Genomic DNA, 25,612 nt, shown 5'->3' with positions numbered 1-25,612 from the left:
ATCCAGTGTGGCGGTTTCGGTTGTCGCGCGCGCTGATTCGCGGTCGGTCAGCCGTCGAGCGCCGTGCGGATGACCGGCCGCGCCGGCGGTCCGGCGAGCAGGTCGAGCACGGCGTCGACGTCGAGGTGGGCGGTGAGCAGATCCGCCATCACGTCGAGTTGCGCGTCGCGGCGGGCAGTTACGTCGACGTCCGGCGCCGCGACGAACCCGGTGCGCCCGGCGCTCTCGGCCACCTCGGCGAGCCAGCCGCGCCGCAGTGCGTCGTTGTCCAGCAGCCCATGCCAGTGCGTGCCGTAGACCACGCCGCGGCGGTGCCCGACGCCGTGCCAGTCGTCGGCGGCGGCGCGGGCGACCTGGCCGTGATGGATCTCGTAGCCGCGCAACGGTTCCGAGTGGTGCCGCAACGTCTTCTCGGCGGCGAAGGCGATCTCGGCGTCGAGCAGCCCGAGCCCGTCGACCGTGCCAGCACCGCTCTCGACGTCGTCGGTGATCGACCGGCACAGCATCTGGTATCCCCCGCAGACACCGAGCACCGGCCGGCCCGCCGCGGCGTGCGCCACGATCGCGTCGGCCAGGCCGCGCTCGCGCAGCCAGCGCAGGTCGGCGACGGTGGTCTTGCTGCCGGGGATCACGACGGCGTCCGCACCGGCGAGGTCGGCGGCGTCGGTCACCCACCGCACCTGCACCCCGGGTTCGCACGCCAGCGCTTCGACGTCGGTCGAGTTCGAGATCCGCGGCAGCCGGATGGCGGCGATGCGCAGCCACTGGTCGCCGACCGGCGGCGACGGCCGGCCCACCAGCTCGCCGGCCACCACCGACAGCGAGTCCTCGGTGTCGAGCCACAGGTCGTCGCAATACGGCAGGACGCCGTAGGTCGGCCGGCCGGTGCGCTCCCGCAGCCGCTCCAAGCCCGGCTCGAGCAGCGTCGGGTCGCCGCGGAACTTGTTGACGACGTAACCCGCGATCAACCGCTGGTCGGCAGGGTCCAGGATCGCGACGGTGCCGAAAAAGTGGGCCAGCACCCCGCCGCGGTCGATGTCGCCGACCAGGAGCACCGGCAGGCCGGCCGCCTGCGCGAGCCCCATGTTCGCCAGATCGGTGGCGCGCAGGTTGATCTCGGCGGGCGAACCGGCGCCCTCACAGATCACGACGTCGAAATCGCCTCGCAGGGACTCGAACTCGCGCCCCACCACCTCGCTCAGCCGCCGTCGGTGGGTGAGGTAGTCACGGGCCCGCACGCTGCCGGTGGCGCGGCCGCGGACCACCAGCTGCGAACTGCGGTCGCTGCCCGGCTTGAGCAGCACCGGGTTGAACCGCACGCTCGGCGCCAGCCCGGCCGCGCGCGCCTGCACCGCCTGCGCCCGGCCGATCTCCCCGCCTTCGACGGTCACCGCCGAGTTGTTGCTCATGTTCTGGGCCTTGAACGGCGCGACCGCGACGCCGCGGCGCACCAGCAGCCGGCACAGCCCGGCGACCACCATGGACTTGCCCGCGTCCGACGTGGTGCCCGCGACGAGCAGCGCACCGCTGGCGGCGCGGCTCACTCCGGCGGCAGCGTCAGGATCTCGGCTCCGGTGTCGGTGACCACCAGCGTGTGCTCGAACTGCGCGCTCCACTTGCGGTCCCGGGTGGCCACCGTCCAGTCGTCGTCCCAGATCTCGTAGTCCAGCGAGCCGAGGTTGATCATCGGCTCGATCGTGAACGTCATGCCGGGCTCCAGCACCGTCTCGACCGCGGGCTGGTCGTAGTGCAGCACCACCAGACCGTTGTGGAAGGTGGTGCCGATGCCGTGGCCGGTGAAATCGCGGACGACGTGGTAGCCGAACCGGTTCGCGTAGCTCTCGATCACCCGGCCGACGATCGACAGCTGGCGCCCTGGTTTGACGGCCTTGATGGCGCGCATCGTGGCCTCGTGGGTGCGCTCCACGAGCAGCCGGTGCTCCTCGGCGACATCGCCCGCGAGGAAGGTGGCGTTGGTGTCACCGTGGACGCCGTCGTAGTAGGCGGTGACGTCGATGTTGACGATGTCGCCGTCGGCGATCACCGTCGAATCCGGGATGCCGTGGCAGATGATCTCGTTGAGCGAGGTGCAGCACGACTTCGGGAAACCCTTGTAGCCCAGCGTGGACGGGTAGGCGCCGTGGTCGAGCATGTACTCGTGGGCGACGCGGTCCAGCTCGTCGGTGGTGACGCCGGGTGCGACGGCGCGGCCGGCCTCGGCGAGCGCGCCGGCGGCGATGCGGCCCGCGACGCGCATCTTCTCGATGACCTCCGGGGTCTGCACCCACGGCTCGGAGCCCTCGTTCGCGGTCGGCTTCCACACGTACTCCGGCCGCGGGATGGACTTCGGCACCGGCCGGATCGGCGAGACGACGCCGGGGCGCAGCGCAGGGCGCACGGAAGCTGCGGTCATCGTTTCAGGTTACCGCCGGCCGGGGCGGCGCAGCCGCGACCGTCGGGGACCGCGGATGTGTAGCGAACCCCAGGTCACCCGCCCGGTGAAGACGACGTGCGGGTTGCCCTCGGCCGGCGCGTCGGCGCGGTGATCGCGCGCGCTGCCGAAGGTGACGACCACGTCGTCGATCGACGCGCTCGCGCCGTCGGGCAGCCGGATGTCGACCGAGCCGCGCACCATGTCGAGTTCGACGACGACCACCGGACCGGCGAACCGGGCGCGGGTGAGGTCGAGGTCCACCGATCCCATCCGCCGCACCAGCGCCAGCCGGGTGGGGACCATCCACTCGCCGTGCCGTTTGAGCGAGCCGAACGACCCCCGGAGCTCCACCCGGTCGGCGGCGGAGGTGACGATGGCCCCGGGCCCCGGCAGGTCGTCGACGAGGGCGTTCAGGTCGGCGTGCGTGCGGGCCGCCGACACCTGGGCCGACCGCTGCTCGAATTCGCCGATGTCGATGAGCCCCAGCGCGACGGCGTTGTGCAGCCGGCGCAGCGTGCCGTTGCGGTCGGCATCGGAGATCCGCAGCGCGATGAACTCACCGTGGCCACTGGTCATGACATCTTCAACCTACCTGCGGCAGCCGCCATGCCGGCCGTGCTCACACCAGGTAGTCGGCCGGCAGCGAGTCGAACATCAGCTTCGTCATCCGCACCGCGTACTCCGACGTGCCCCCACCGACGATCAGCGACGCGAACGCCAGATCGCCGCGGTAGCCCACGAACCAGGAGTGCGATCCGCCCTGGAACTCCGCCTCCCCGGTCTTGCCGCGGACCTCACCGGCACCGTCGATGTCGCGCGCGGTGCCGTCGGTGACCACCAGCCGCATCATCGGCCGCAGCGCCTCGATCATCGCCGGGCTGATCGGCGTGCGGGTGCCGCTGACCGTGGTCTCCCGGCCCCGGATGAACTGGGGCACCGGCGTGTGGCCGGCGGCGACCGTCGCCGCGGCCAGCGCCATGCCGAACGGGCTGACCACCACCTTGCCCTGCCCGAAGCCGTCCTCGGTGCGCTCGGCGAGGTTCACCGTCGGCGGCACCGACCCCGACACCGTGGTCAGGCCCGGCACCACGTAGTCGGGACCAATGCCGTACTGCGCGGCCGCGACCGTCAGCCCGTCGCGCGGCATCCGGCTCGCCAGTTCGGCGAACGTGGTGTTGCACGAGCTGGCGAACGCCCGCGACATGGGCACCACGCCGAGGTCGAAGCCGCCGTAGTTCGGCACCGTGCGGTGGCCGATGTCCAGGGTTCCCGGGCACGGCAGCATGGTGTCGGGGGTGGCCAGCCGGCGGTCGATCGCCGCGCCGGCGGTGATGATCTTGAACGTCGACCCCGGCGGATAGAGACCCATCGTCGCCACCGGCCCGTCGGCGTCGGCGGCGGCGTTCTGCGCGAGCGCCAGGATCTCCCCGGTCGACGGCTTGAGCAGCACCATCATGGCCTTGCGGCCGGTGGAGTCGACGGCGTGCTGCGCCGCCAGCTGCACCGCGCGGTCGAGGCTGATGGTGATCGACGGCGCCGGCGAGCCGGGCACCTCGTGCAGCACGTCGACGTCGACGTCGTTCTGGTTGACCGTGACGATCCGCCAGCCCGCGTCGCCGTCCACTTCGTCGATCACGGCCTTGCGGACCTCGCTGACGATGGCCGGGGCGAACGTGTCGTCTGTGGGCAGCAGGTCGGCCTGCGGCGTGACCACCACGCCGGGTAGCGATCCGATGGCCGGCCGCACCCGGCCGTCGTCGTCGGGCCGCAGCGTCACCAGGTCGACGGGTTGCGGCGCCGCGCTCGCCTCTTCGGCCAGCCGCTGCGGGTCCAGCCCCGGATCGAACGGCCGCAGCGCGTCCACCACGGCTCGCGCGGTGGGCATCAGCTCCCGGCCGGCGGCCCGGGCGTCGAGCCGGTAGCGGTAGAGGTTGGTGGGCACCAGCACCTCGGTGCCGCCGAGCTCCTTCACCGAGGCCCGTCGCGGCGGATCGGCCCGCAGGGCGAACGTCTGGTTCTCCCCCAGCCGCGGGTGCAGGTCGGTGGCGTTCCAGCGGATCCGCCACACACCCTCGTCGCGGACCATCGCGAGGTGGCCGTCGTAGGTCCAGGTGCGGTTCTTCGGCAGGTGCCAGGTGTAGCGGTAGTCGATCCGGCCGGTGTCCTCGGTGTAGGTCGAGCCGAGGATGTGCGCCTCCAGCTGGTCGGCCTGCAGCCCGTCCCAGGCCGCGTCGAGGGCGGTCTTGGCGGCGTCGGACCGGTCGGTGAGCGCGGCGGCCGCGGCGGTGTCGCCGGTGGCCAGCACCGAGAAGAATCGCTCGGCGGCGGGCGCGGGACCGTCGGGCCGCGGCGTGCAGGCGTTCAGCGAGGCGGCCGCGAGGACAGCGGTGACGAGCAGCCCGGCGACCCGGATGCGTGCAGTGAACTGTGATGCCATTGAGGCAGATGTTACGAACCTTGGGCGGTCCCACCGGGGAGGCGCACCGAGACCCGATCGTGATTGGCCGGTGACATGGGCCGCCGGCGGTCAGTCGAGCAGCACGGTCGCGAACGTGCCGACCTCGCTGAATCCGACACGGGCGTACGCCGCCCGCGCCACCGTGTTGTAGCTGTTCACGTAGAGGCTCGCGATGCGCCCGCTGCGCACGACGGCGGCCGCGACCGCGGCCGTGCCCGCCGATCCCAGGCCCTGGCCGCGGCGGTCCGGATGCACCCACACGCCCTGGATCTGCCCGACCCGCGGCGATTGCGATCCGACCTCCGCCTTGAAGATCACCTCGCCGTGCTCGATGCGCGCCCAGGCGCGGCCCGCGGCGATCAGCCCCGCCACCCGCCGGCGGTACGCGCGACCGCCGTCGCCGAGCCGCGGGTCGATGCCGACCTCGCCGATGAACATGTCGATGGCCGCCGCGAGGTAGGCGTCGAGCTCGTCGGCCCGCACCCGCCGCACCGCGGGGTCGATCGTGCCCTGCGGCACCGTGGGCATGGCGAGCAGTGGCTGGGCGTCCCGCACGTCGCGCGCCGCGCCCCAGTACCGCTCCAACCGCTGCCACATCGGCACCACCAGCTCGGCGCGGCCGACCAGCGACGAGCAGCGCCGCGGCGCCGACGCGGTCTTCTCGGCGAACGCCTGCATGTCGGCCGCGGCGCCCCGCAGCGGGATGACGTTGGCGCCCGCGAAGCACAGGGAGTCCTCGGGGCGCCGCCGCGTCCACAGTTCGCCGCCGATGGCCGCGGGCTCGAGGCCGTACTCGGCGACGCGGGCGGCCACCATGCAGGCCGCGACCGGGTCGGCGTCGAGCACCCGCTGCACCGCCGCCGCGTCACGCGTCACCGCGACCCGTCGCTCCTCGACGCGGCGAAGAAGAGGGGGAGCCGACATGGGCAGCGTCCTGACAGACAGTGGCCGGTGTTACCGCACCTCAGCTTACGGTGACGACCGGGGAGGCGCCCGGACTTGCCTGCGGATCCATCTCCTCGGCGATGCGCATCGCTTCCTCGATGAGCGTCTCGACGATCTGCGCCTCCGGCACGGTCTTGATGACCTCGCCCTTGACGAAGATCTGCCCCTTCCCGTTGCCCGAGGCCACGCCGAGATCGGCCTCGCGGGCCTCCCCCGGGCCGTTGACGACGCAGCCCATGACGGCGACGCGCAAAGGTACCTGCAGCCCGTCGAGGCCGGCCGACACCTCGTTGGCCAAGGTGTAGACGTCGACCTGGGCGCGCCCACACGACGGGCACGACACGATCTCCAGCCCGCGGGGCCGCAGGTTCAGCGACTCCAGGATCTGCGTGCCGACCTTGACCTCCTCCACCGGCGGCGCCGACAGCGAGACGCGGATGGTGTCGCCGATGCCCCGCGACAGCAACGCCCCGAACGCGACGGCCGACTTGATGGTGCCCTGGAACGCCGGGCCGGCCTCGGTGACGCCGAGGTGCAGCGGGTAGTCGCACTGCGCGGCCAGCTGCTCGTAGGCGGCCACCATCACGACCGGATCGTTGTGCTTCACGCTGATCTTGATGTCGCCGAAGCCGTGTTCCTCGAACAGCGAGGCCTCCCACAGCGCCGACTCGACGAGCGCCTCGGGTGTCGCCTTGCCGTACTTCTCCATGAACCGCTTGTCCAGCGAGCCGGCGTTGACGCCGATGCGGATCGGGATGCCGGCCGCCCCGGCGGCCTTGGCGACCTCCTTGACGCGGCCGTCGAACTCCTTGATGTTGCCGGGGTTCACCCGCACGGCCGCGCAGCCGGCGTCGATCGCGGCGAAGATGTACTTCGGCTGGAAGTGGATGTCCGCGATGACCGGGATCTGTGATTTCTTCGCGATGGCCGGCAGCGCGTCGGCGTCCTCCTGGCGCGGGCAGGCCACCCGCACGATGTCGCAGCCGGCCGCCGTGAGCTCCGCGATCTGCTGCAGCGTGGCGTTCACGTCGTGGGTCTTGGTGGTGCACATCGACTGCACCGCGATCGGGTACTCGCTGCCGATGCCGACGTCGCGCACCATCAGCTGGCGCGTCTTGCGGCGCGGCGCCAGGGTGGGTGCGGGGGGCGTCGGCATCCCCAGACCGATGGCCGTAGTCATAAGTGTCTCTCCTAGGGCAGCACTCGGACCGGGTTCACGACGTCGGCGGCGACCGTGAGCAGCATGTAGCCACCCACCACCGCCAGTACGAGGTAGGTGGCCGGCATGAGCTTGAGGTAGTTGACCGGTCCGGCGGCCACCAGCCCGCGTGACGACCGGATCATGTTGCGGATCTTCTCGTAGGTGGCCACCGCGATGTGCCCGCCGTCGAACGGCAGCAGCGGCAGCAGGTTGACCGCACCGAGCACGAAGTTCAGCTGTGCGAGGAACAGCCAGAACAGCACCCACAGCCCGGCGTCGACGGTCTCACCGCCGATGCGTGACGCACCGACGACGCTGATCGGGGTCTCGGGATCACGATCACCGCCGGTGATCGACGACGCGAGCGCGCCGATCTTGGTGGGGATCTTGGCCAGCGACTTGCCGAGCTCGACGACGAGGTCGCCGGTGAAGCTCAGCGTCGCCGGCACGGCGGTCAGCGGGTTGTACTGCACCGGCCCGAACTGCTTCGCCGATATGCCGATGGCACCGACGGTCGACGGTTCGGTCGCGTCGTCGGAGGTGAAGCGCTGGGTGCGGGTGACGTTCACCGTCGTGGTGATGCGCTGCCCGTCGCGTTCCACCACCACCGGCGTGGGGCCGGACAGCGGCCGCACCGCGGCGACGGTCTCGTCGAAGTTCGCGACGTCGGTGTTCCCGATGCGCACGATGGTGTCGCCGGGCTTGATGCCGGCGCTGGCCGCCGGTCCGGGGCCGGTGCACGCGGCGTACTCGGTCTTGCTGAGCTGCGGTGCGACGCATGCGGTCTCGCCGACGATCGCCTGCGCGGGCGGGTTGAGGTTCGGCAGCCCCCACACGATCGCGATGGCATAGATGAGCACCAGGCCGACGACGAAGTTCATCCCGGGGCCGGCGAACAGCACCGCCACGCGCTTCCAGACTTTCTGGCGGTACATCGCGTACGGGCGGTCGGCGTCGTCGATCTCGTCGACGGCGGTCATGCCCGCGATGTCGCAGAACCCGCCGAGTGGGATCGCCTTGACGCCGTACTCGGTGGAGCCCAGCTTGTTCGGCCGGCGGGTGGACCACAGCGTGGGTCCGAAGCCGACGAAGTAGCGACGTACCTTCATCCCGGTGGCACGCGCCACCCCCATGTGTCCGCATTCGTGGAGCGCGACGGACACCAGGATCGCGATCGCGAACGCGACGACGCCGAGTGCGTACATCATCGGATGAGCTGTTCCTCCTGCTGGACGGCTGCCCGGGCCCGGTCGCGGGCCCAGCGCTGCGCGTCGAGTACGTCTTCCACGGTAACCGGTTCGGCCGCCCAGCGGTCGGCGGCGGCGAGCACCTCGGCGATGGTGCCCACGATCGCGGGGAACCGGATGCGCCCCGCCAAGAACGCCTCCGCGGCCTCCTCGTTGGCCGCGTTGTACACCGCCGGCAGGCAGCCACCGGTGGTTCCGGCCTGCCGGGCCAGGTCGACCGCCGGGAACACCGCGTCGTCGAGGGGTTCGAACTCCCAGGTGGCGGCGGTGCGGAAGTCGCAGGCCGCCGCCGCGCCGGGCACCCGGGCGGGCCAGCCGAGCGCCAGCGCGATGGGCAGCCTCATGTCGGGCGGACTGGCCTGGGCCAGCGTCGAACCGTCGGTGAACGTCACCATCGAGTGCACGATGGACTGCGGATGGACGACGACGTCGATGCGGTCGTACGGGATGCCGAACAGCAGGTGCGTCTCGATGAGCTCCAGGCCCTTGTTCACCAGCGACGCCGAGTTCAGCGTGTTCATCGGCCCCATCGACCAGGTGGGATGGGCGCCGGCCTGTTCGGGCGTGACGTCGCGCAGCCGGTCCGCGGAGTATCCGCGAAACGGCCCGCCCGACGCGGTGAGCACCAGTCGCGCCACCTCGTCGTGGCTGCCGCCGCGCAGGCATTGCGCCAGCGCGGAGTGCTCGGAGTCGACGGGCACGAGCTGTCCGGGCGCCGCGGCCCGCTGCACCAGCGGCCCGCCCGCCACCAGCGACTCCTTGTTCGCCAGCGCCAGCCGGGCGCCGCTGTGCAGCGCCGCCAGCGTCGGCGCCAGTCCCCGGGCGCCCACCAGCGCGTTGAGGACGACGTCGGCTTCGGTGTTCTCTACGAGCCGGGTCGCGGCGTCGGGACCGGCGTAGGTGACGTCCCCGATCCGGTCGGCGGCGGCCGCGTCGGCCACGGCGACCCGGTGCACGCCGGTGGCGGCCCGCTGCTGCGCCAACAGCTCCGCATTCGCGCCGCCCGCGGCGAGTCCGACCACCTCGAAGCGCTCGGGATTGGCCGCGATGACCTCGAGCGCCTGGGTGCCGATCGATCCGGTCGAGCCCAGGATCAGCACCTTTTGTCGCGACGTCACCCGCCCATTGTGCCCGTCGCGGCGTGCCGACCGGCGCCGGACGCGGACGCGACGGTAAGTGATGACGTGTTCGTGACGCGGCAGGCGGCAGCCCATCCGCGTTCGGGCAGGACCCGAATCCCGGGCGTCAGAGCCCATGGGACGGCCACCGCGGCCGGACCACGACGAGGGAGTTCCACGCGACATGAAGCACAGAGTGATCACCGCAGGCATCGCCGCCCTGGCGGTGGTGGGGTTGTCGGCCTGTTCCTCCGAGGACGCCGAATCGGCCACCAGCAGCGCGAGTTCCGCCGCGTCGTCGGCCTCGTCCGCAGCCTCCTCGGCCGTGTCGTCGGCCACGAGCAGCGCCGCCCCCGACCCGGCCGCCGGCCTGGTGGGCGCCGGCTGCGCCACCTACGCCCAGCAGAACCCGTCGGGCCCCGGCTCGGTGAACGGCATGGCGAAGGATCCGGTGACCGTCGCGGCGTCGAACAACCCCATGCTCAAGACGCTCACCCAGGCGATCAGCGGGAAGCTGAACCCGAACGTCAACCTGGTTCAGACGCTCGACAGCGGGCAGTTCACCGTCTTCGCGCCCACCGACGACGCGTTCGCCAAGATCGACCCCGCGACGATCGAGAAGCTGAAGACCGACTCCCAGCTGCTCACCAGCATCCTCACCTATCACGTCGTGCCCGGCCAGGCCGATCCCTCGCAGGTCGCCGGCGACCACAAGACCGTGCAGGGCGCCAACCTCACCGTCACCGGCAGCGGCAACGACCTGAAGGTCAATAACGCCGGCCTGGTCTGCGGCGGCGTGAAGACCGCCAACGCCACGGTCTACCTGATCGACACCGTGCTCATGCCGCCGGCCTGAGCGCTCCTTCCTCTCGCGCGACCCTCGGTGCTGCGGCACCGGGGGTCGTCGCGCGTTCGCGGCACGTGTCGGTGCCCCGGTGCACACTGTCGCCCATCCGACGAACCTGGGGGTTGAGATGACCGACGCCAATCTGACGCTGATCGGGCTGCTGGTGGACCGCTCCGGCTCCATGGCCACCATGCAGAGCGACATGGAGGGCGGTATCGCCGCCTTCCTCGAGTCCCAAGCGGATGTGCCAGGCCGCTGCATGGTGACGCTCGCACAGTTCGACGCCGAGTACGAGACGGTCTATCCGGTCACGGACTTGAGCGCCGTGCCGCGCTACCACCTGCAGCCGCGCGGCGCGACGGCGCTGCTCGACGCCGTCGGCCGGTTCGTCACCGACACCGGCGCGCAGCTGGCGGCGCTGCCGGAGCGCGAGCGGCCCGGCAAGGTCCTCATCGTCATCGTCACCGACGGTCACGAGAACTCGAGCAGTGAATGGACGGCCGCCGGCGTCAAGAAGCTGGTCACGGATCAACAAGAGCAGTGGAATTGGGAGTTCGTCTTCCTCGGCGCCAACATCGACTCGTTCGACGTGGCCGGCGGGCTGGGCATCGCCGCCGCGAGCACCATGAACTTCACCGCCGCGGCGGCGCCCATCGCGATGGAGAACGTCGCGTCGTTCGCGACGCGCTACCGCAGCGGGGTGGCCGATGGGTTCTCCGACGAGGAGCGCGGCTCGTCGATGGGAAGCTGACCAGACGCTGACATCGGCGGCGCCCGCGGTCGTCGGCGTTTCCACGCCGGCCTTTGCGGGCAGCTCTGCTGGAATGCCCACGATGTTGTGGTTCCGACGGGACCTGCGGTTGTACGACCTGCCGCCGCTGCTGGCCGCTGCCGACGAAGACGGCGACGTGCTCGCCTGCTACGTGCTCGATCCCCGGCTGCGCGCCAGCTCGGGCGTCCGGCGGCTGAAGTTCCTCTACGACTCCCTGCGTGAGCTTCGCGAACGGCTCGACGGGCGGCTGCTGGTCACCGAGGGCCGGCCCGAGGACCGCATCCCGGCGCTCGCCCGCGCGGTCGGCGCCACCTCGGTTCACGTCTCGGAGGACTACACACCCTTCGGCCGGCGCCGCGACGACCGGGTGCGCGAGGCGCTCGGCGACATTCCGCTGACGGCGTCCGGTTCGCCGTACCTGGTGTCCCCCGGCCGCGTCACCCGCGACGACGGCGAGCCGTACAAGGTGTTCTCGCCGTTCCACCGCGCATGGACACAACACGGCTGGCGGCCGCCGGCCCAGTCCGGTCCGGAGTCCGCCCGCTGGATCGACCCGAAAGACGTCGCGGCCGACGAAGCAGCGGTGTGCGACATCCCGGATGTCGACGTCGAGCTCGACCTGCCTGCCGGCGAGCACGCCGCCCGCGAGTACTGGCGGCGCTGGATCGACGACGGGCTGGTCGACCACTACGCCGAGGAACGCAGCCGCCCCGACCGCGACAACACCAGCCGCATGTCCGCGCACCTGAAATTCGGCACCATCCACCCGCGGACCATGGCGGCGGACCTCGGCAGCGGCAAGGGTCCGCAGGCGTACCTGCGGGAGCTGGCGTTCCGCGACTTCTATGCAGGAGTTCTCTACGAGTGGCCGCACAGCGTCTGGTGGAACTTCAACCGCAACTTCGACGACATCGAGGTCGACACCGGCGACGAGGCCCGACAGCGGTTCGAGAAGTGGAAGGCCGGCCAGACCGGGTATCCGATCGTCGACGCCGGCATGCGCCAGCTGTCGGGCATCGGCTACATGCACAACCGCGTCCGGATGATCGTCGCGTCGTTCCTCGTCAAGGACCTGCACCTGCCCTGGCAGTGGGGCGCCCGGTGGTTCCTCGACCAGCTCGTCGACGGCGACATGGCCAACAACCAGCACGGCTGGCAGTGGACCGCCGGCAGCGGCACCGACCCGGCGCCGTTCTTCCGGATCTTCAACCCGACCCTGCAGGGCGAGAAGTTCGACCCCGACGGCGGCTACGTGCGCCGCTGGGTGCCCGAACTGGCCGACGTCGCCGACGTGCACCACCTCGGCGCGGACCGGCCGAACGGCTATCCGCCACCGATGGTCGACCACAAGACCGAGCGCGCCGAAGCGTTGCGGCGCTACAGCCAGATCAGCTGACCGGCAGCCTCACCGGCGGATATGAAAGAATGTGGCCGTCCGATCCGCCCCGACGTCCCAGGAGCGCCGTGCCGAGCACCGAGGTTCAACGCCACACCGGAGTCGACCCGGTGGAGGTTCCGTCCGCCGAGTGGGGTTGGAGCGACATCAGCCCCCGCGTCTGGCACGTCGCCGGCATCCTGGGCGCCGTCTTCTTGCTGCTGATGCTGCGCGGCAACCACACCGGCAAGGTGGAGGACCTGTTCCTGGTCGGGTTCGCCGTCGCCATCGTCGTGCTCGTCGTCCGCAACTGGTGGCTGCGCCGCCGGGGCTGGATCCGCTAGAACCGCTGACAGTCGCCTCCGCCGACGCCAAGCTGTCCGCCATGGACATGCAACGGCTCGGCGACGAGCTCGAGATCACCGCGCTGCTGCACCGCTACGCCCGCGCGGTCGACACCAAGGACTGGGAGCTGTACCGCGAGGTGTTCACCGCCGACGCCCGCATCGACTACTCGTCGGCAGGTGCGATCGCGGGCAGCCGCGAGGCGGTCGCGGACTGGCTGGCGCAGGGCTTCAGCGCCATCCCGATGTCGATGCACTACATCACCAACATCGAGGTGCTGGCGCTGACGGACGACGCCGCGCAGGTTCGGGCGATGTTCTACAACCCGATGCAGCTCCCCGGCATGACGGAGCTGAGCTACTGCGGCGGCTACTACCACCACCAGCTGGTGCGCACCCCGCAGGGCTGGCGGAGCCGGGAGCTGCGCGAGGAGAACGTGTGGTTCACGAACGCGCCCGCGCGGAGCCCGGCGTGACCGGGCCGGCCGCGGCGAGCTGACCGCACGCCGCCGCGATCTCACGGCCGCGGGTGTCGCGCACCGTGCACGACACGCCCTGCGCCTTGACGCGCGCCACGAACTGGCGTTCGCGGTCCTTCGGGCTCGCATCCCACTGGCTGCCCGGGGTCGGGTTGAGCGGGATCAGGTTGACGTGCACGAGCGGGCCGAGCGCGCCGTGCAGGCGCTTGCCGAGCAGGTCGGCCCGCCACTGCTGATCGTTGACGTCGCGGATCAGGGCGTACTCCACCGACACCCGGCGGCCCGTGGTCTCCGCGTAGTAGCGGGCGGCGTCGAGCGCCTCGGAGACCTTGAATCGCGTGTTGACCGGCACCAGGGTGTCGCGCAGCTCGTCGTCGGGCGCGTGCAGCGACAGGGCCAACGTCACCGACAACTTCTCGTCGGCGAGCTTGCGGATCGCCGGCGCCAGCCCGACCGTCGACACCGTCACCGACCGCTGCGAGATGCCGAAGCCGTGGGGCGGTGCGTCGACGATGCGCCGCACCGCCGCCACCACCCGCGAGTAGTTGGCGAGCGGCTCGCCCATGCCCATGAACACCACGTTCGAGAGCCGCTGCCCGAGGTCGCGCAACACGGCGGCCGCGTCGCGGACCTGCTCGACGATCTCGGCGGTCGAGAGGTTACGGGTCAGCCCGGCCTGGCCGGTGGCGCAGAACGGGCACGCCATGCCGCAACCGGCCTGCGACGAGATGCACACGGTGTTGCGCTGCGGATAGCGCATCAGCACCGACTCGACGGTGGTGCCGTCGCCGGCCCGCCACAGCGTCTTGCGGGTCTGGCCCGCGTCGCACTCGATCTGCCGGATCGGCGTCAGCAGCCGGGGGAACAGCGCCTCGCCGACGGCGTCGCGCAGCGCGGCGGGCAGGTCGGTCATCTGCTGCGGATCGGCGATCAGCCGGCCGTAGTACTGCTGGGCCAGCTGATTCGCCCGGAACGCCGGGGCGCCCAGGTCGGTGACCGCGGCGCGGCGGCCGGCGTCGTCGAGGTCGGCGAGATGCCGCGGCGGCATGGCGCGGCGCGGCGGGCTGAAGACCAGCGGTAGGGCAGACATCGTCAGCCGCCAGTATCCCCGCCGGGAAGGCGGCTGTCGAAATCGCGCTACGCCAGCAGCGTCAGCACGATCCAGGTGGCGACCGCCGACGGCAGCACCGAGTCGAGGCGGTCCATCAGGCCGCCGTGCCCGGGCAGCAGCGTTCCCATGTCCTTGATGCCCAGGTCGCGCTTGACCTGCGACTCGACCAGGTCGCCGAGCGTGCCGGTGAGCACCAGCATGACGCCGAGCGGCACCCCGACCCAGGCCGGTTTGTCGAGCAAGAAGGCAACGGCCAGCACGGCGGCGGTGACGCCGAAGACCAGCGATCCGGCGAGCCCTTCCCACGACTTCTTCGGGCTGATGGCCGGCACCATCGTGTGCTTGCCGAACAACACACCCGCGGTGTAGCCCCCGATGTCGGAGAACACCACGCCGAGCATCAGGCAGAACACCCGCTCGGCGCCGTCGTCGGGGTAGACCAGCAGCGCGCCGAACGCGCCGAACAGCGGGATCCAGGCCGCCAGGAAGACGGTGACGGCGACGTCGCGCAGATAGTTCTGGGGCGCCGCGGCCAGTCCCTGCTCCACCAGCCGCCAGATGAGGCAGACGACGACGGTGCCGCCGAACGCACCGAGCGCACCGGCCGTGCCGTAGGGCCACGTCAGCCAGATCATCGCCTGCCCGCCGACCAGCAGCGGGATCACCGGCACGCGGTAGCCGCCTTCCCGCAGCCGCCGCACCACTTCAAGGGTCGCGATCACCATGGCGACGGCGACGACGCCGATCCACACGTACCGGGCGAAGAGCAGCGCCGCGATCACGGTGCCGCCGAGCAGCACGCCGACGGCGATGGCGGCGGGCAGGTTGCGGCCGGCGCGGGACTTCTTCGCCCCGGCTGCGTCGGCGTCGGTCTCGGTCACGGGCTCGGTGTGCTGGTCGGTCATCAAACCTCCAGCAGCTCGCCCTCTTTGTGCTTGACGAGGTCCTCGATCTGGCTCACGTACTGTGCGGTCGCCTTGTCGAGGTCCTTCTCCGCACGCCCCACCTCGTCCTCACCGGCCTCGCCGTCCTTGCGGATGCGGTGCAGCTCCTCCATCGCCTTGCGGCGGATGTTGCGCACGGACACCTTTGCGTCCTCGCCCTTGGACTTCGCCTGCTTGACCAGTTCCCGGCGACGCTCCTCGGTGAGCTGCGGGATGGCCACCCGGATCAGCGAGCCGTCGTTGCTGGGGTTCAGACCGAGATCGGAGTTGCGGATGGCGTCCTCGATGGGCCGCAGCTGCGACTGCTCGTAGGGCTTGATCACCACCAGCCGTGCCTCGGGCACGTTGATGCTCGCCAGCTGCGTGATCGGGGTCGCGGCGCCGTAGTAGTCGATGACGATGCGCGAGAACATGCCCGGGTTCGCCCGGCCCGTGCGGATGGACGACAGATCGTCGCGGGCCACCGAGACGGCCTTCTCCATCTTCTCCTCGGCGTCGAAGAGGGCCTCTTCGATCACGGTGTATCTCCCGTCGTTCGGGTGGTGTCAGGTGGTGACGAGTGTTCCGATCTTCTCACCCGCCACCGCCCGGGCGATATTGCCGTCGGTGAGCAGGTTGAAGACCAGGATCGGCATGCCGTTGTCCATGCAGAGCGAGAACGCGGTGGCGTCGGCGACCCGCAGGTCCTGGTCGATCACCTCGCGGTGGCTGACCTCGGTGAGCAGGTCGGCGTCGGGGTTGACGCGCGGGTCGTCGGTGTAGATGCCGTCGACCGCCTTGGCCATCAGCACCACCTCGGCGCCGATCTCGAGCGCGCGCTGGGCGGCGGTGGTGTCGGTGGAGAAGTACGGCAGTCCCATGCCGGCGCCGAAGATGACGACGCGGCCCTTCTCCAGGTGACGCTGCGCCCGCAGCGGGATGTACGGTTCGGCGACCTGGCCCATCGTGATGGCGGTCTGCACCCGGGTGTCGATGCCTTCCTTCTCCAGGAAGTCTTGCAGCGCAAGGCTGTTCATCACCGTCCCAAGCATGCCCATGTAGTCCGAGCGGGCGCGCTCCATGCCGCGCTGCTGCAGCTGCGCGCCGCGGAAGAAGTTGCCGCCGCCGATCACCACGGCGACCTGCACGCCGCTGCGGACGACCTCGGCGATCTGGCGGGCCACCAGGTGCACGACGTCGGGGTCCAGGCCGACCGAACCCCCGCCGAACATCTCGCCGCCCAGCTTCAGCAACACCCGCGAGTACAGCGGCCGGGTGGGTTGTTCCCCGGCAGTGCCGGCAGTGCCGATGTCCGCCATCTGTTCTCCGTTTCCGCCGCGGGCCGGTTCGCGGCCGGTCTCATCCTGCCTCATGGCTGGGCGGCCTGGTCGAGCCGCGGCCAACCCTGCGCCTGCTCCAGCTCGTAGCCCAGCGCGAGCAGTCGCGACTCGTGCCCGAGCGGCCCGGAGAACATCACCCCGATCGGCATGCCGTCGGCGGTCCGCGCCAGCGGCAGCGACAGGGCCGGCTCGCCGGTGACGTTGTGCAGCGGCGTGAACGCGACCCAGTCGACGAGCCGGTCGATGATCTGGGCGTACTCGGCGGTCGGGTCGAGGTGGCCGACGCGGGGCGTCGGCTCGGCCAGCGTCGGGGTCACGACGACGTCGTAGTCGGCGAACAGCCGGGCGGTGTGTCGCCGGGTGGTCGCCAGCCGGGCGATCGCGACGGGCAACCGGTGCAGGTTCCGTCGCGCGTGCCGGTCGAGCCCGCGGGTGAGGTTGTCGAGCTTCGTCACGTCGAACGTCGGGCCGAAGGTTCGCGGCCCGCCGCGCACCATCGCCATCGCGAGCAACCCCCAGTACAGGACGAAGTCGTCGACGAACGACCTCGGGATCGGCGGGCGGTCGACGTGCTCGACACGGTGGCCGAGCCCGCCGAGGAGCCGTCCGGTGGCCGCGACGGCGTCGGCCACCACCGGGTCCGCGGCCCGCTCCACCGAGTTGGTGATCAGCGCGATCCGCAGCCGGCGGCCGTCGGGCCCGGTGACGTCGCCGATGGCCGGCAGCTTCGGATTGCGCCACACCCGTTCGGCTTCCCGGTAAAAGGCGGCGGTATCGCGCACGCTGCGGGTGAGCACGCCGTTGGCGACGACGCGGACCGGCATGTGCCGCACCATGGCGTCCAGCGGCAGCCGGCCGCGACTCGGCTTGAGGCCCACCAGCCCGTTGACCGCGGCCGGGATCCGGATCGACCCGCCGCCGTCGTTGGCGTGCGCGATCGGCACGACGCCGGCCGCGACGAACGCGCCCGAGCCCGAGGACGACGCTCCGGCGATGTAGTCGGTGTCCCACGGGTTGCGCACCGGCCCGAGCCGCGGATGCTCGGCGGCGGCGCTGAAGCCGAATTCGCTCAGCTGCGTCTTGCCGAGCGGGATCAGGCCGGTCGCGAAGTAGGCGCGGGCAAAGGCGCCGTCGACCGCCGGCGGCAGCGGATCCCATGCGTCGGCGCCGTGGGCCGTCGGCCAGCCCGCCACGTCGACGTTGTCCTTGACGAACGTCGGCACCCCGGCGAAGAAGCTGCGGGGCCGGTAGCCGGCCGCCCGGCGACGCGCCCGGTCGAACGCCTCGTAGGCGAGCCCGTTGAGCGCCGGGTTGACGCGCTCGGTGCGCGCGATGGCCGCCTCGACGAGCTCGGCGGGGCTGACCTCACCGCGACCCAGCCGCGCCGCGAGGTCGACGGCGTCATCGGTTCCGAGCGCGTCGTCGCCGAACGCGTGCACATGTCGGGCCATGCGCAGACGGTACCAACGGGTACCACGGCGTCGGCGCGGAAACGACACGGCCCCGCCGTTCCGGGATCGCCGGAAGAGTGCGGGGCCGTCGGCCGTGACGCCGCTAGTGCTGTCCGACCTCGAACCGCGCGAAGCGGGTGATGGTCACCCCGGCCTCGTCGAGCAGCGCCTTGACGGTCTTCTTGTTGTCGGACACCGACGGCTGGTCGAGCAGCACGACGTCCTTGTAGAAGCCGTTCAACCGGCCCTCGACGATCTTGGGCAGCGCCTGCTCGGGCTTGCCCTCTTCCTTGGCGGTTTCCTCGGCGATGCGGCGCTCGTTGGCGACCACGTCCTCGGGCACCTCGTCGCGGGTGAGGTACTTGGCCTTGAGCGCGGCGATCTGCAGCGCCGCGGCGTGCGCGGCCTCCGCCGAGTCGCCGGTGTACTCGACGAGCACGCCGACCGCCGGCGGCAGGTCCGCCGACCGCTTGTGCAGGTACGTCGACACCTTGCCGTCGAACACGACGACGCGGCGCAGTTCCAGCTTCTCGCCGATCTTCGCGCTCAGGTCGGCGATGGCCTCCTCGACCGTCTTGTCGCCGGCTTTCGCGGCCTTCAGCGCGTCGACGTCGCCGGCCTTGGCCTCCGCCGCGGCCGCCACGACCTGGTCGGCGAGCGCCTGGAATTCGGCGTTCTTGGCGACGAAGTCGGTCTCGCAGTTGAGCTCGATCATCGCGCCGCCCTTGGCGGCCACCAGGCCCTCGGCGGTGGCGCGCTCGGCGCGCTTGCCGACGTCCTTCGCGCCCTTGATGCGCAGCAGTTCGACGGCTTTGTCGAAGTCGCCGTCGGAGTCGGCCAGCGCGTTCTTGCAGTCGAGCATCCCGGAGCCGGTCAGCTCGCGGAGCCGCTTGACGTCAGCGGCGGTGTAGTTCGCCAATGGTTCAGCCTTTCTTACGAAGACTCGGTGGTGGGGGTGGTCTCGGCGGCCCCCGGCGCACCCGCATCGGTGGCGGCGGTGGCCGTCGCCAGGAGCTCCTGCTCCCACTCGGCGAGCGGCTCGCCGGCCGCGGCGTCGGGCTTGCCGTCGGCGCTGCCGCCGCCCGCCCGGGCCTGCAGCCCCTCGGCGACGGCGGCGGCCACCACGCGGGTCAGCAGCGCCGCCGAGCGGATCGCGTCGTCGTTGCCCGGGATCGGGTAGTCCACCAGGTCCGGGTCGCAGTTGGTGTCGAGGATCGCGATGATCGGGATGTTCAGCTTGCGCGCCTCGGCGACGGCCAGGTGCTCCTTGTTGGTGTCGACGACCCAGATGGCCGACGGCACCTTCTGCATGTCGCGGATACCGCCGAGCGAGCGCTCGAGCTTGTTCTTCTCGCGGGTCAGCATCAGGATTTCCTTCTTGGTGCGACCCTCGAACCCGCCGGTCTGCTCCATCGCCTCGAGCTCCTTGAGGCGCTGCAGGCGCTTGTGGACCGTCGAGAAGTTGGTGAGCATGCCGCCGAGCCACCGCTGGTTCACGTAGGGCATGCCGACGCGGGTCGCCTCTTCGGCGATCGATTCCTGCGCCTGCTTCTTGGTGCCGACGAACAGGATGGTGCCGCCGTGGGCGACGGTCTCCTTGACGTACTCGTAGGCCTTGTCGATGTAGGTCAGCGTCTGCTGCAGATCGATGATGTAGATGCCGTTGCGGTCGGTGAAGATGAACCGCTTCATCTTGGGGTTCCACCGGCGGGTCTGGTGCCCGAAGTGCGCGCCGCTGTCGAGCAGCTGCTTCATGGTGACTACGGCCATGCCTGTGCCTCATTTGTGTGTCGGTTGTTGCGCGGCGTCGGGTGACGTCGAGCCCTGGCGCCTGCTTGGGTGCCGGACCCGCCTCGGAACCAACCGAGTGCGGGACCGCCCGGCACGAAGGTGCGACCCTGGACAGCGGGGTTGCGGTGCAGACGCGCGAAGTCAGCCCGCCGAAACGGGCTGCACGGAGCAGTTTACACCCCGGTCACCGGTGCTTTCGTCCCCAGCGGGCCGTCGATCCCCAGGACGGGTCGCTGCTGCTGACGCCGCTGCGCCGGACCCGGTGAGCTGGTGCGATGCCTCCGCTCGTGCGCCGAAATCGCATTCCCGGTCGTTCTGGGCGCCGAATCACGACCGGGAATGCGATTTCGGCGGTGGTCGCCGCGCTGCTGGTCGCCGCGCTGCTGGTCGCCGTGCCCGCCGGTGCGGACGGCGAGCGCTTCGGCTGGCCGCTGCAGCCGCGGCCGGCGGTGGTCCGGGCCTTCGACGCCCCGGCGCCGAATTGGCAGCGGGGACACCGCGGCGTCGACCTGGCCGGTCAGCCGGGTCAGCCGGTGTACGCCGCGGCGGCGGGCACCGTGGTCGCCGCGGGTGTGGTGGCGGGCCGTCCGCTGGTGTCGGTGCAGCACCCCGGCGGCCTGCGCACGTCCTACGAGCCGGTGTCGCCGGCGGTGCGGCGTGGTCAGGCGGTGGCGGCGGGCGCGGTGCTCGGCGCACTGCAGGCGGGTCACCCCGGCTGTGCCGCGCCGGCCTGCCTGCACTGGGGCGCCATGTGGGGCCGCGCGGCCGACGCCGACTACGTCGATCCGCTCGGTCTGCTGGCCGAGACGCCGGTGCGGCTCAAACCGCTGCGCTGAGCGGGTGGCGCCACCGCTACGCGCGGGGATGGGCGCGGTCGTGGACGGCACGCAGCCGCGCAACGCTGACGTGGGTATAGAGCTGCGTGGTCGCCAGCGACGAGTGGCCGAGCAGCTCCTGCACCACGCGCAGGTCGGCGCCGCCTTCGAGCAGGTGCGTTGCGGCGCTGTGGCGCAACCCGTGCGGGCCGATGTCCGGCGCGTCGGGCACCGCGGCCATCGTCTGGTGCACGACGGTGCGCGCCTGGCGCGGGTCGAGCCGGCCGCCACGCGCGCCGAGCAGCAGGGCCGGACCGGAGGCCGGCGTCGCCAGCGCGGGCCGGCCGTCGGCGAGCCACGCCGCGAGCGCGTCGGCCGCCGGCTCCCCGAACGGGACGGTGCGCTGCTTGTTGCCCTTGCCGAGTACCCGGAGCAGACGGCGGCCGGCGTCGACGTCGTCGACATCGGCGCCGCACAGCTCGCTGACGCGGATGCCGGTGGCGTACAGCAGCTCGACGATCAGCCGGTCCCGCAGCGCGATCGGATCGCGTTCGCCGGCTCCGGACGTCGCCGCCGCCATGGCCTGCAGCGCCTGATCCTGGCGCAGCACCGCGGGCAGGGTGCGCCGCGCCTTGGGTACCTGCAGCCGCGTCGCGGGGTCGACGTCGAGCAGTCCGCGGCGTGTCGCCCAGGCGGTGAACGTTTTCACCGCCGACGTGCGCCGGGCCAGTGTGGTGCGGGCGGCACCGTTGCGGGCCTGGGCCGCCAGCCAGGACCGCAGCAGCGGCAGCGAGAGCTCGGCGATCGTCGCGTCGGGGGCGCGCTCGGCGACGAAGTCGAACAGCGCGCCGATGTCGCCGAGGTAGGCGCGACGGGTGTGTGCGGAGCGGCCGCGTTCCAGCGCGAGGTGTTCGGCGAACTCGTCGAGGATCGCGGCCTGCTGCGGTATGCGTGCCACCGTGTCACGGTCGCAGACCGCGCGGCCCCGGTGCGGCAGCCGGGCGGGCGTGTCTAGGCGTTCGCCTCGGCGGCTTCGCGCTTGGCAAGCTCGGCCTTCCACTGCCGGAACGTCTCCTCGGTGCGGCCGCGCCGCCAGTATCCGGAGATGGACGCCCACTTGGCGTCGACGCCGCGTTCCTTGCGGATGTAGGGCCGAAGGTTGTGCATCACGGCCTGCGCCTCGCCGTGGATGAACACCTGCACCTGTCCGGGCAGCCAGTCGGCGCTCCTGACGGCGTCGATCAACGGCGCGTTGTCGCCGGCGCGCTCCTCGGCGACCAGATCCGCGCGTCCGCCGCGATAGACCCAGCGGATCTGCATGCCCGCCGGGGCGGTGAGCTCGATCTCGTCCTGCGCGTCGGCGACCTCGACGAAGACGTAGCCGACCGCGTCATCGGGCAGCGCTTCGAGCGTCGCGCCGATGGCCGGCAGCGCCGACTCGTCGCCGGCGAGCAGGTGCCAGTCGGCGGCGGGGTCGGGCCGGTAGGCCCCGCTCGGACCCATGCAGAACAGTCGCTGCCCGGGCTTCGCGGCGCGCGCCCAGGGTCCGGCGACGCCGTGCTCGCCGTGGACGACGAAGTCGACGGTGATCTCGCGCCGCTGGGGGTCGGCCCGTCGGACCGTGTAGGTGCGCACCGTCGGCTGGTCTTCGCGGGGCAGCTCGGCGAAGCTGTCGAGGGTGAGCGGCGCCGGCAGCTCCGAGACGTCGACGTCGTCGCGGACGAAGACGAGCTTGCAGTAGGCGTCCGTGAACTCGTTGGGGGTGAAGGTGTCGAACCCGTTGCCTCCCAACGTGACCCGTACAATGTGCGGCGACAGCTGTTCGGTCTGCACCACCTCGAACGTGTGTATCGGACGTCCCGCCACACTGGCCTCCTCACGCTCACGCACCTTTGCCCATCCTACGAGCCGGCCGCCGGTCGCGGCCGGCTACGTCACCCGGCCCGCGGTCGCCGCATCAGCCGCCACCGACCGTCCTCGGTGGTGGCCGCGAGGCCGGCCAGCTCCAACATCGCCAGGCGGCCCTGGACCTGTGCCACCGGAAGCCCGGATTCGACGGCCAGCTCACAGCAGGTGCGCGCACCGCGACCGGGCAATGCCTCGTACACCCGCTTCTCCTCGGCACTCAGGCCGTCGAGGGGCGTCGTCGGGTGTGGTTCGTCGTCGGCCAGCTCGCCGATGCGACCGCACAGTTCCACCACCTCGTCGGCCCGCGTGACGAGGGTGGCGTGGTTGCGGATCAACCGGTGACAACCCGCCGAGGCCGACGAGGTCACCGGACCCGGCACCGCGCCGACGGGCCGGTTGAGCGTGTGCGCCCAGGCCGCGGTGTTGGCGGCACCGCTGCGCAGGCCGGCCTCGACCACCACGGTCACCCCCGAGAGCGCGGCGACCAGCCGGTTGCGCACCAGGAAGCGATGCCGCGCCGGCCGCACCCCCGGCGGGTACTCGCTGACCACCGCGCCGTCGACGGCCACCCGACGTAGCAGCGCGGCGTGCCCCGCCGGATACGGCACGTCGACTCCACCGGCCACCACGGCCGCCGTCACCCCGCCGGCCCCGAGTGCCGCCCGGTGCGCGGCGCCGTCGATGCCGTAGGCGCCGCCCGAGACCACCGCGACGTCGCGTCCGACGAGTTCGGCCGCCATGTCGGCGGCGACCTGTTCGCCGTAGGCCGTCGCCGCCCGCGTACCCACCAGCGCCGCGGCGCGAGCGGCGATGTCGTCGAGCCGGGCGGGCCCGTTGACCCACAGGGCCAGCGGCGCAATGCCGTTCGGGTACTCCTCGGCGTCGACGAGCCCGAACGAGGAGAACGCCAGCACCGGCCACTCGTCGTCGTCCGGTGTGACGAGCCGACCGCCCATCGCCTCGATGCGCGTGAGATCCGCTGCGGCGGTGTCGATGTGCCGCCGGGCGGCGGTCAGCCGCTGCAGGGTGCCCGCCACCTCCCCGCGCCGGATGCGCGCCGCGGCCTCCGCGCACCCGACCTGCGCCACCAGCCGCACCAGCTCGGCGCACGGCGGCTCGACGACCCGGGACAGATATGCCCACGCCTCGGTGTCGCTGGTCATCGGTCCTCTCCCCCCTGTCGGAAACCCATCGCCGTCAGCACCTCCTCGATCCCGGGCGACGTGCGCCCGGCGAGGTCGGCGAGCGTCCACGCGACGCGCAGCGTGCGATCCACGCCGCGGATGCTGAACACGCCGCGATCCAGTGCCCGCTGCAGCGGTTTCATCGCGCTTACGCTGAGCCGGAACTCGCGGCGCAGCAACCGGCCCGGCACCTCGGCGTTGGTCCGCACCCCCTGCTGCCGCCACCGCTCGGCGGCGGCCTGCCGGGCATGTGCGACCCGCGCGCGCACCGCCGAGGTGGATTCCCCGGACTCCTGCAGCAACGCGTTGGTCTTGAGCGGGTGAAGCTGCACCCGCAGATCCACCCGGTCGAGCAGCGGACCCGACAGCTTGCCCAGGTACCGCCGCTTGGCCGCCGCCGGGCACAGGCAGTCGCGCGGGTCGGCCGGCGCGCACGGACACGGGTTGGCCGCCAGCACCAATTGGAATCGAGCGGGATAGGTGACCGTGCCGTCGCGGCGGGCCAGCCGGATCTCCCCCTCCTCCAACGGGGTTCGCAGCGCCTCCATCGCACGGGGGCCCATCTCGGCGCACTCGTCGAGGAACAGCACACCGCGGTGCGCCTGGCTGACCGCTCCCGGGCGGGCGAGCCCGCTGCCACCGCCGACCAGGGAGGCGACGCTCGACGTGTGGTGCGGCGCCACGAACGGCGGACGGGTCAGCAGCGGGGTGTCGGCGCTCAGCAGCCCGGCGACCGAGTGGATGGCCGTCACCTCCAGCGCCTCCTGCTCCGTGAGCGGCGGCAGCAGCCCCGGAAGCCGTTGCGCCAACATCGTTTTCCCGATGCCCGGCGGTCCCGTCAGCATCAGGTGGTGGGCGCCGGCGGCGGCCACCTCGACGGCGAACCGGGCCTGCGACTGCCCGACCACGTCGGCGAGATCGGCGCCGGCACAGTCGGTGTCGTACCCCGGCGGCGGCAAGGCCGGAAGCAGGTCACCCTTGCCGTTGACCCACGCCTGCACCGCGCGCAGCGACGTCGCGCCGAACACGTCGATGCCGTCGACGAGGCTCGCCTCGGCGAGGTTGCCGGCCGGCACGACGACACTGGGCCAGCCCTCGCGCTTGGCGGCGAGCACCGCGGGGAGCACGCCGCGCACCGGCCGCACCCGGCCGTCGAGAGCCAGCTCGCCGAGCACCACCGTCTTCTCGAGCCGTGCCGGGGCGACCAACTTGTGCGCCGACAGCACCGCCAGCGCCAGCGCCACGTCGTAGACCGAGCCCATCTTGGGCAGCGTCGCCGGCGACAGCGCCAACGTCAGCCGCGTCATCGGCCACTCGTTGTCGCAGTTGGTGATCGCCGCCCGCACCCGGTCCCGTGACTCCTGCAGCGCGGTGTCCGGCAGCCCGACCAGGTGCACCCCGGGCAATCCGGAGGAGATGTCGGCCTCGATCTCGACGATCTCGCCCGCCACCCCGCGCACCGCCACCGAGAACGCCCGTCCCAGCGCCATCAGCCGACGCCCCGGACGTGGGTGATCTCCGGCTCCCGCGTGCGACCGAACCGCACCCCGATCACGTCGATGCGTACCGCCGCCCAGCCGCGCTGCTGCCCCGCCAGCCACAACCCGGCCAGCCGCCGCAGCCGGCGCACCTTCTCCGGCGTCACCGCCTCCGCCACACCGCCGTACCGGTCGGTGGTGCGCGTCTTCACCTCGACGAACACCACCGTGCCGGTGTCGGGTTCGGCCGCCACCACGTCGAGCTCGCCGTACCGGCACCGCCAATTGCGGTCGAGCACCTGCAGACCGGCCGCGGTCAGCCGCTGCGCCGCCAACTCCTCACCCAGCGCGCCGAGCTCGGCGCGAGTTCTCACTGTCATACCGGCGACCC

The 25,612-nt window shown here is 71.7% G+C and carries 26 protein-coding genes; 6 read left to right on the top strand and 20 right to left on the bottom strand.

The window, feature by feature from the left end; genetic code table 11:
• Positions 1-47 precede the first annotated feature (47 nt).
• From LV457_RS15965 to dxr, 8 genes are all read right to left on the bottom strand, one after another.
• Complete coding sequence (locus LV457_RS15965) at positions 48-1,544, bottom strand: cobyric acid synthase (protein ID WP_308192207.1); 1,497 nt, start codon at positions 1,542-1,544, stop codon at positions 48-50.
• Complete coding sequence (gene map, locus LV457_RS15960) at positions 1,541-2,413, bottom strand: type I methionyl aminopeptidase (RefSeq protein ID WP_232172291.1); 873 nt, start codon at positions 2,411-2,413, stop codon at positions 1,541-1,543. The genes LV457_RS15965 and map overlap by 4 nt, the downstream gene beginning before the upstream one ends.
• Positions 2,414-2,422: 9 nt before the next feature.
• A complete protein-coding gene (locus LV457_RS15955; protein ID WP_232172289.1) occupies positions 2,423-3,010 on the bottom strand; it encodes a DUF1707 domain-containing protein in 588 nt (195 codons plus the stop codon).
• Positions 3,011-3,053: 43 nt separating this feature from the next.
• Positions 3,054-4,871 (bottom strand): penicillin-binding transpeptidase domain-containing protein, encoded by a 1,818-nt coding sequence (locus LV457_RS15950; protein WP_232172287.1) that lies wholly within the window; start codon positions 4,869-4,871, stop codon positions 3,054-3,056.
• Positions 4,872-4,961: 90 nt separating this feature from the next.
• Positions 4,962-5,816, bottom strand: a complete 855-nt coding sequence (locus LV457_RS15945; RefSeq protein ID WP_232172285.1) for a GNAT family N-acetyltransferase — start codon at positions 5,814-5,816, stop codon at positions 4,962-4,964.
• Between the two features lie 40 nt (positions 5,817-5,856).
• Positions 5,857-7,017, bottom strand: a complete 1,161-nt coding sequence (ispG, locus tag LV457_RS15940) for a flavodoxin-dependent (E)-4-hydroxy-3-methylbut-2-enyl-diphosphate synthase (RefSeq protein WP_232172283.1) — start codon at positions 7,015-7,017, stop codon at positions 5,857-5,859.
• Positions 7,018-7,028: 11 nt separating this feature from the next.
• Positions 7,029-8,246 carry an RIP metalloprotease gene (locus LV457_RS15935; protein WP_232172282.1) on the bottom strand — a complete coding sequence of 406 codons (1,218 nt, stop codon included), beginning with the start codon at positions 8,244-8,246 and terminating at the stop codon, positions 7,029-7,031.
• Complete coding sequence (dxr, locus tag LV457_RS15930) at positions 8,243-9,403, bottom strand: 1-deoxy-D-xylulose-5-phosphate reductoisomerase (RefSeq protein WP_232172280.1); 1,161 nt, start codon at positions 9,401-9,403, stop codon at positions 8,243-8,245. Before dxr ends, LV457_RS15935 begins: the two co-directional genes overlap by 4 nt.
• 184 nt (positions 9,404-9,587) lie before the next feature.
• On the opposite strand from dxr, the gene LV457_RS15925 reads away from it, so the two are divergent.
• The 5 genes from LV457_RS15925 to LV457_RS15905 all read left to right on the top strand — a co-directional run bounded on the left by LV457_RS15925 (position 9,588) and on the right by LV457_RS15905 (position 13,217).
• Positions 9,588-10,259 (top strand): fasciclin domain-containing protein, encoded by a 672-nt coding sequence (locus LV457_RS15925; RefSeq protein WP_232172278.1) that lies wholly within the window; start codon positions 9,588-9,590, stop codon positions 10,257-10,259.
• Positions 10,260-10,377: 118 nt separating this feature from the next.
• The gene (locus LV457_RS15920) at positions 10,378-11,001 is read left to right on the top strand and encodes a vWA domain-containing protein (protein ID WP_232172276.1); all 624 of its coding nucleotides are present in this window, start codon (positions 10,378-10,380) and stop codon (positions 10,999-11,001) included.
• Positions 11,002-11,074: 73 nt separating this feature from the next.
• A complete protein-coding gene (locus LV457_RS15915; RefSeq protein WP_232172274.1) occupies positions 11,075-12,418 on the top strand; it encodes a deoxyribodipyrimidine photo-lyase in 1,344 nt (447 codons plus the stop codon).
• Positions 12,419-12,486: 68 nt separating this feature from the next.
• A complete protein-coding gene (locus tag LV457_RS15910; protein ID WP_232172273.1) occupies positions 12,487-12,741 on the top strand; it encodes a DUF2631 domain-containing protein in 255 nt (84 codons plus the stop codon).
• A gap of 41 nt (positions 12,742-12,782) precedes the next feature.
• On the top strand, positions 12,783-13,217 hold the full coding sequence (locus tag LV457_RS15905) for a nuclear transport factor 2 family protein (RefSeq protein ID WP_232172271.1): 435 nt from the start codon (positions 12,783-12,785) through the stop codon (positions 13,215-13,217).
• On the opposite strand, the gene rlmN is transcribed toward LV457_RS15905, so the two are convergent.
• From rlmN to rpsB, 7 genes are all read right to left on the bottom strand, one after another.
• Positions 13,186-14,310: a 23S rRNA (adenine(2503)-C(2))-methyltransferase RlmN gene (rlmN, locus tag LV457_RS15900; RefSeq protein WP_232172269.1), complete on the bottom strand. Its 1,125-nt coding sequence runs from the start codon at positions 14,308-14,310 to the stop codon at positions 13,186-13,188. The genes LV457_RS15905 and rlmN overlap by 32 nt on opposite strands.
• A gap of 47 nt (positions 14,311-14,357) precedes the next feature.
• A complete protein-coding gene (locus LV457_RS15895) occupies positions 14,358-15,236 on the bottom strand; it encodes a phosphatidate cytidylyltransferase (RefSeq protein WP_232172267.1) in 879 nt (292 codons plus the stop codon).
• Complete coding sequence (frr, locus tag LV457_RS15890; RefSeq protein ID WP_232172265.1) at positions 15,236-15,793, bottom strand: ribosome recycling factor; 558 nt, start codon at positions 15,791-15,793, stop codon at positions 15,236-15,238. Before frr ends, LV457_RS15895 begins: the two co-directional genes overlap by 1 nt.
• Positions 15,794-15,820: 27 nt before the next feature.
• A complete protein-coding gene (gene pyrH, locus LV457_RS15885) occupies positions 15,821-16,573 on the bottom strand; it encodes a UMP kinase (RefSeq protein WP_232172263.1) in 753 nt (250 codons plus the stop codon).
• 50 nt (positions 16,574-16,623) lie between these two features.
• Complete coding sequence (locus LV457_RS15880) at positions 16,624-18,045, bottom strand: amidase (RefSeq protein ID WP_232172261.1); 1,422 nt, start codon at positions 18,043-18,045, stop codon at positions 16,624-16,626.
• A 103-nt stretch (positions 18,046-18,148) separates the two neighbouring features.
• Positions 18,149-18,964, bottom strand: a complete 816-nt coding sequence (tsf, locus tag LV457_RS15875) for a translation elongation factor Ts (RefSeq protein ID WP_232172259.1) — start codon at positions 18,962-18,964, stop codon at positions 18,149-18,151.
• 14 nt (positions 18,965-18,978) lie between these two features.
• A complete protein-coding gene (rpsB, locus tag LV457_RS15870; protein ID WP_232172257.1) occupies positions 18,979-19,815 on the bottom strand; it encodes a 30S ribosomal protein S2 in 837 nt (278 codons plus the stop codon).
• A gap of 374 nt (positions 19,816-20,189) precedes the next feature.
• Between rpsB and LV457_RS15865 the strand changes: the two genes are divergently transcribed.
• The gene (locus LV457_RS15865; protein WP_374198872.1) at positions 20,190-20,672 is read left to right on the top strand and encodes a peptidoglycan DD-metalloendopeptidase family protein; all 483 of its coding nucleotides are present in this window, start codon (positions 20,190-20,192) and stop codon (positions 20,670-20,672) included.
• 16 nt (positions 20,673-20,688) lie between these two features.
• Here LV457_RS15865 and LV457_RS15860 read toward each other — a convergent pair whose 3' ends face one another.
• From LV457_RS15860 to LV457_RS15840, 5 genes are all read right to left on the bottom strand, one after another.
• Complete coding sequence (locus tag LV457_RS15860) at positions 20,689-21,600, bottom strand: tyrosine recombinase XerC (protein WP_232172598.1); 912 nt, start codon at positions 21,598-21,600, stop codon at positions 20,689-20,691.
• 62 nt (positions 21,601-21,662) lie between these two features.
• A complete protein-coding gene (locus LV457_RS15855; protein ID WP_232172596.1) occupies positions 21,663-22,517 on the bottom strand; it encodes a siderophore-interacting protein in 855 nt (284 codons plus the stop codon).
• 68 nt (positions 22,518-22,585) lie between these two features.
• Positions 22,586-23,722: a DNA-processing protein DprA gene (dprA, locus tag LV457_RS15850; protein ID WP_232172256.1), complete on the bottom strand. Its 1,137-nt coding sequence runs from the start codon at positions 23,720-23,722 to the stop codon at positions 22,586-22,588.
• On the bottom strand, positions 23,719-25,233 hold the full coding sequence (locus tag LV457_RS15845) for a YifB family Mg chelatase-like AAA ATPase (protein WP_232172255.1): 1,515 nt from the start codon (positions 25,231-25,233) through the stop codon (positions 23,719-23,721). Before LV457_RS15845 ends, dprA begins: the two co-directional genes overlap by 4 nt.
• Complete coding sequence (locus LV457_RS15840) at positions 25,233-25,601, bottom strand: YraN family protein (protein ID WP_232172254.1); 369 nt, start codon at positions 25,599-25,601, stop codon at positions 25,233-25,235. The genes LV457_RS15845 and LV457_RS15840 overlap by 1 nt, the downstream gene beginning before the upstream one ends.
• Positions 25,602-25,612 lie beyond the last annotated feature (11 nt).

Source organism: Mycobacterium sp. MYCO198283, from assembly GCF_021213805.1.
GTDB lineage: Bacteria > Actinomycetota > Actinomycetes > Mycobacteriales > Mycobacteriaceae > Mycobacterium.
The sequence above is the reverse complement of the archived record's forward strand: the minus strand, read 5'-3'. Positions and strand labels throughout refer to the sequence as shown.

Coding starts and splice junctions, on each gene's coding strand:
- LV457_RS15845 (WP_232172255.1), bottom strand. CDS start 25,233: ATGGCGCTGGGACGGGCGTTCTCGGTGGCGGTGCGCGGGGTGGCGGGC.
- LV457_RS15840 (WP_232172254.1), bottom strand. CDS start 25,601: ATGACAGTGAGAACTCGCGCCGAGCTCGGCGCGCTGGGTGAGGAGTTG.
- ispG (WP_232172283.1), bottom strand. CDS start 7,017: ATGACTACGGCCATCGGTCTGGGGATGCCGACGCCCCCCGCACCCACC.
- map (WP_232172291.1), bottom strand. CDS start 2,413: ATGACCGCAGCTTCCGTGCGCCCTGCGCTGCGCCCCGGCGTCGTCTCG.
- LV457_RS15955 (WP_232172289.1), bottom strand. CDS start 3,010: ATGACCAGTGGCCACGGTGAGTTCATCGCGCTGCGGATCTCCGATGCC.
- dprA (WP_232172256.1), bottom strand. CDS start 23,722: ATGACCAGCGACACCGAGGCGTGGGCATATCTGTCCCGGGTCGTCGAG.
- LV457_RS15915 (WP_232172274.1), top strand. CDS start 11,075: ATGCCCACGATGTTGTGGTTCCGACGGGACCTGCGGTTGTACGACCTG.
- rpsB (WP_232172257.1), bottom strand. CDS start 19,815: ATGGCCGTAGTCACCATGAAGCAGCTGCTCGACAGCGGCGCGCACTTC.
- LV457_RS15895 (WP_232172267.1), bottom strand. CDS start 15,236: ATGACCGACCAGCACACCGAGCCCGTGACCGAGACCGACGCCGACGCA.
- LV457_RS15920 (WP_232172276.1), top strand. CDS start 10,378: ATGACCGACGCCAATCTGACGCTGATCGGGCTGCTGGTGGACCGCTCC.
- LV457_RS15880 (WP_232172261.1), bottom strand. CDS start 18,045: ATGGCCCGACATGTGCACGCGTTCGGCGACGACGCGCTCGGAACCGAT.
- LV457_RS15950 (WP_232172287.1), bottom strand. CDS start 4,871: ATGGCATCACAGTTCACTGCACGCATCCGGGTCGCCGGGCTGCTCGTC.
- pyrH (WP_232172263.1), bottom strand. CDS start 16,573: ATGGCGGACATCGGCACTGCCGGCACTGCCGGGGAACAACCCACCCGG.
- LV457_RS15925 (WP_232172278.1), top strand. CDS start 9,588: ATGAAGCACAGAGTGATCACCGCAGGCATCGCCGCCCTGGCGGTGGTG.
- LV457_RS15935 (WP_232172282.1), bottom strand. CDS start 8,246: ATGATGTACGCACTCGGCGTCGTCGCGTTCGCGATCGCGATCCTGGTG.
- LV457_RS15905 (WP_232172271.1), top strand. CDS start 12,783: ATGGACATGCAACGGCTCGGCGACGAGCTCGAGATCACCGCGCTGCTG.
- rlmN (WP_232172269.1), bottom strand. CDS start 14,310: ATGTCTGCCCTACCGCTGGTCTTCAGCCCGCCGCGCCGCGCCATGCCG.
- LV457_RS15945 (WP_232172285.1), bottom strand. CDS start 5,816: ATGTCGGCTCCCCCTCTTCTTCGCCGCGTCGAGGAGCGACGGGTCGCG.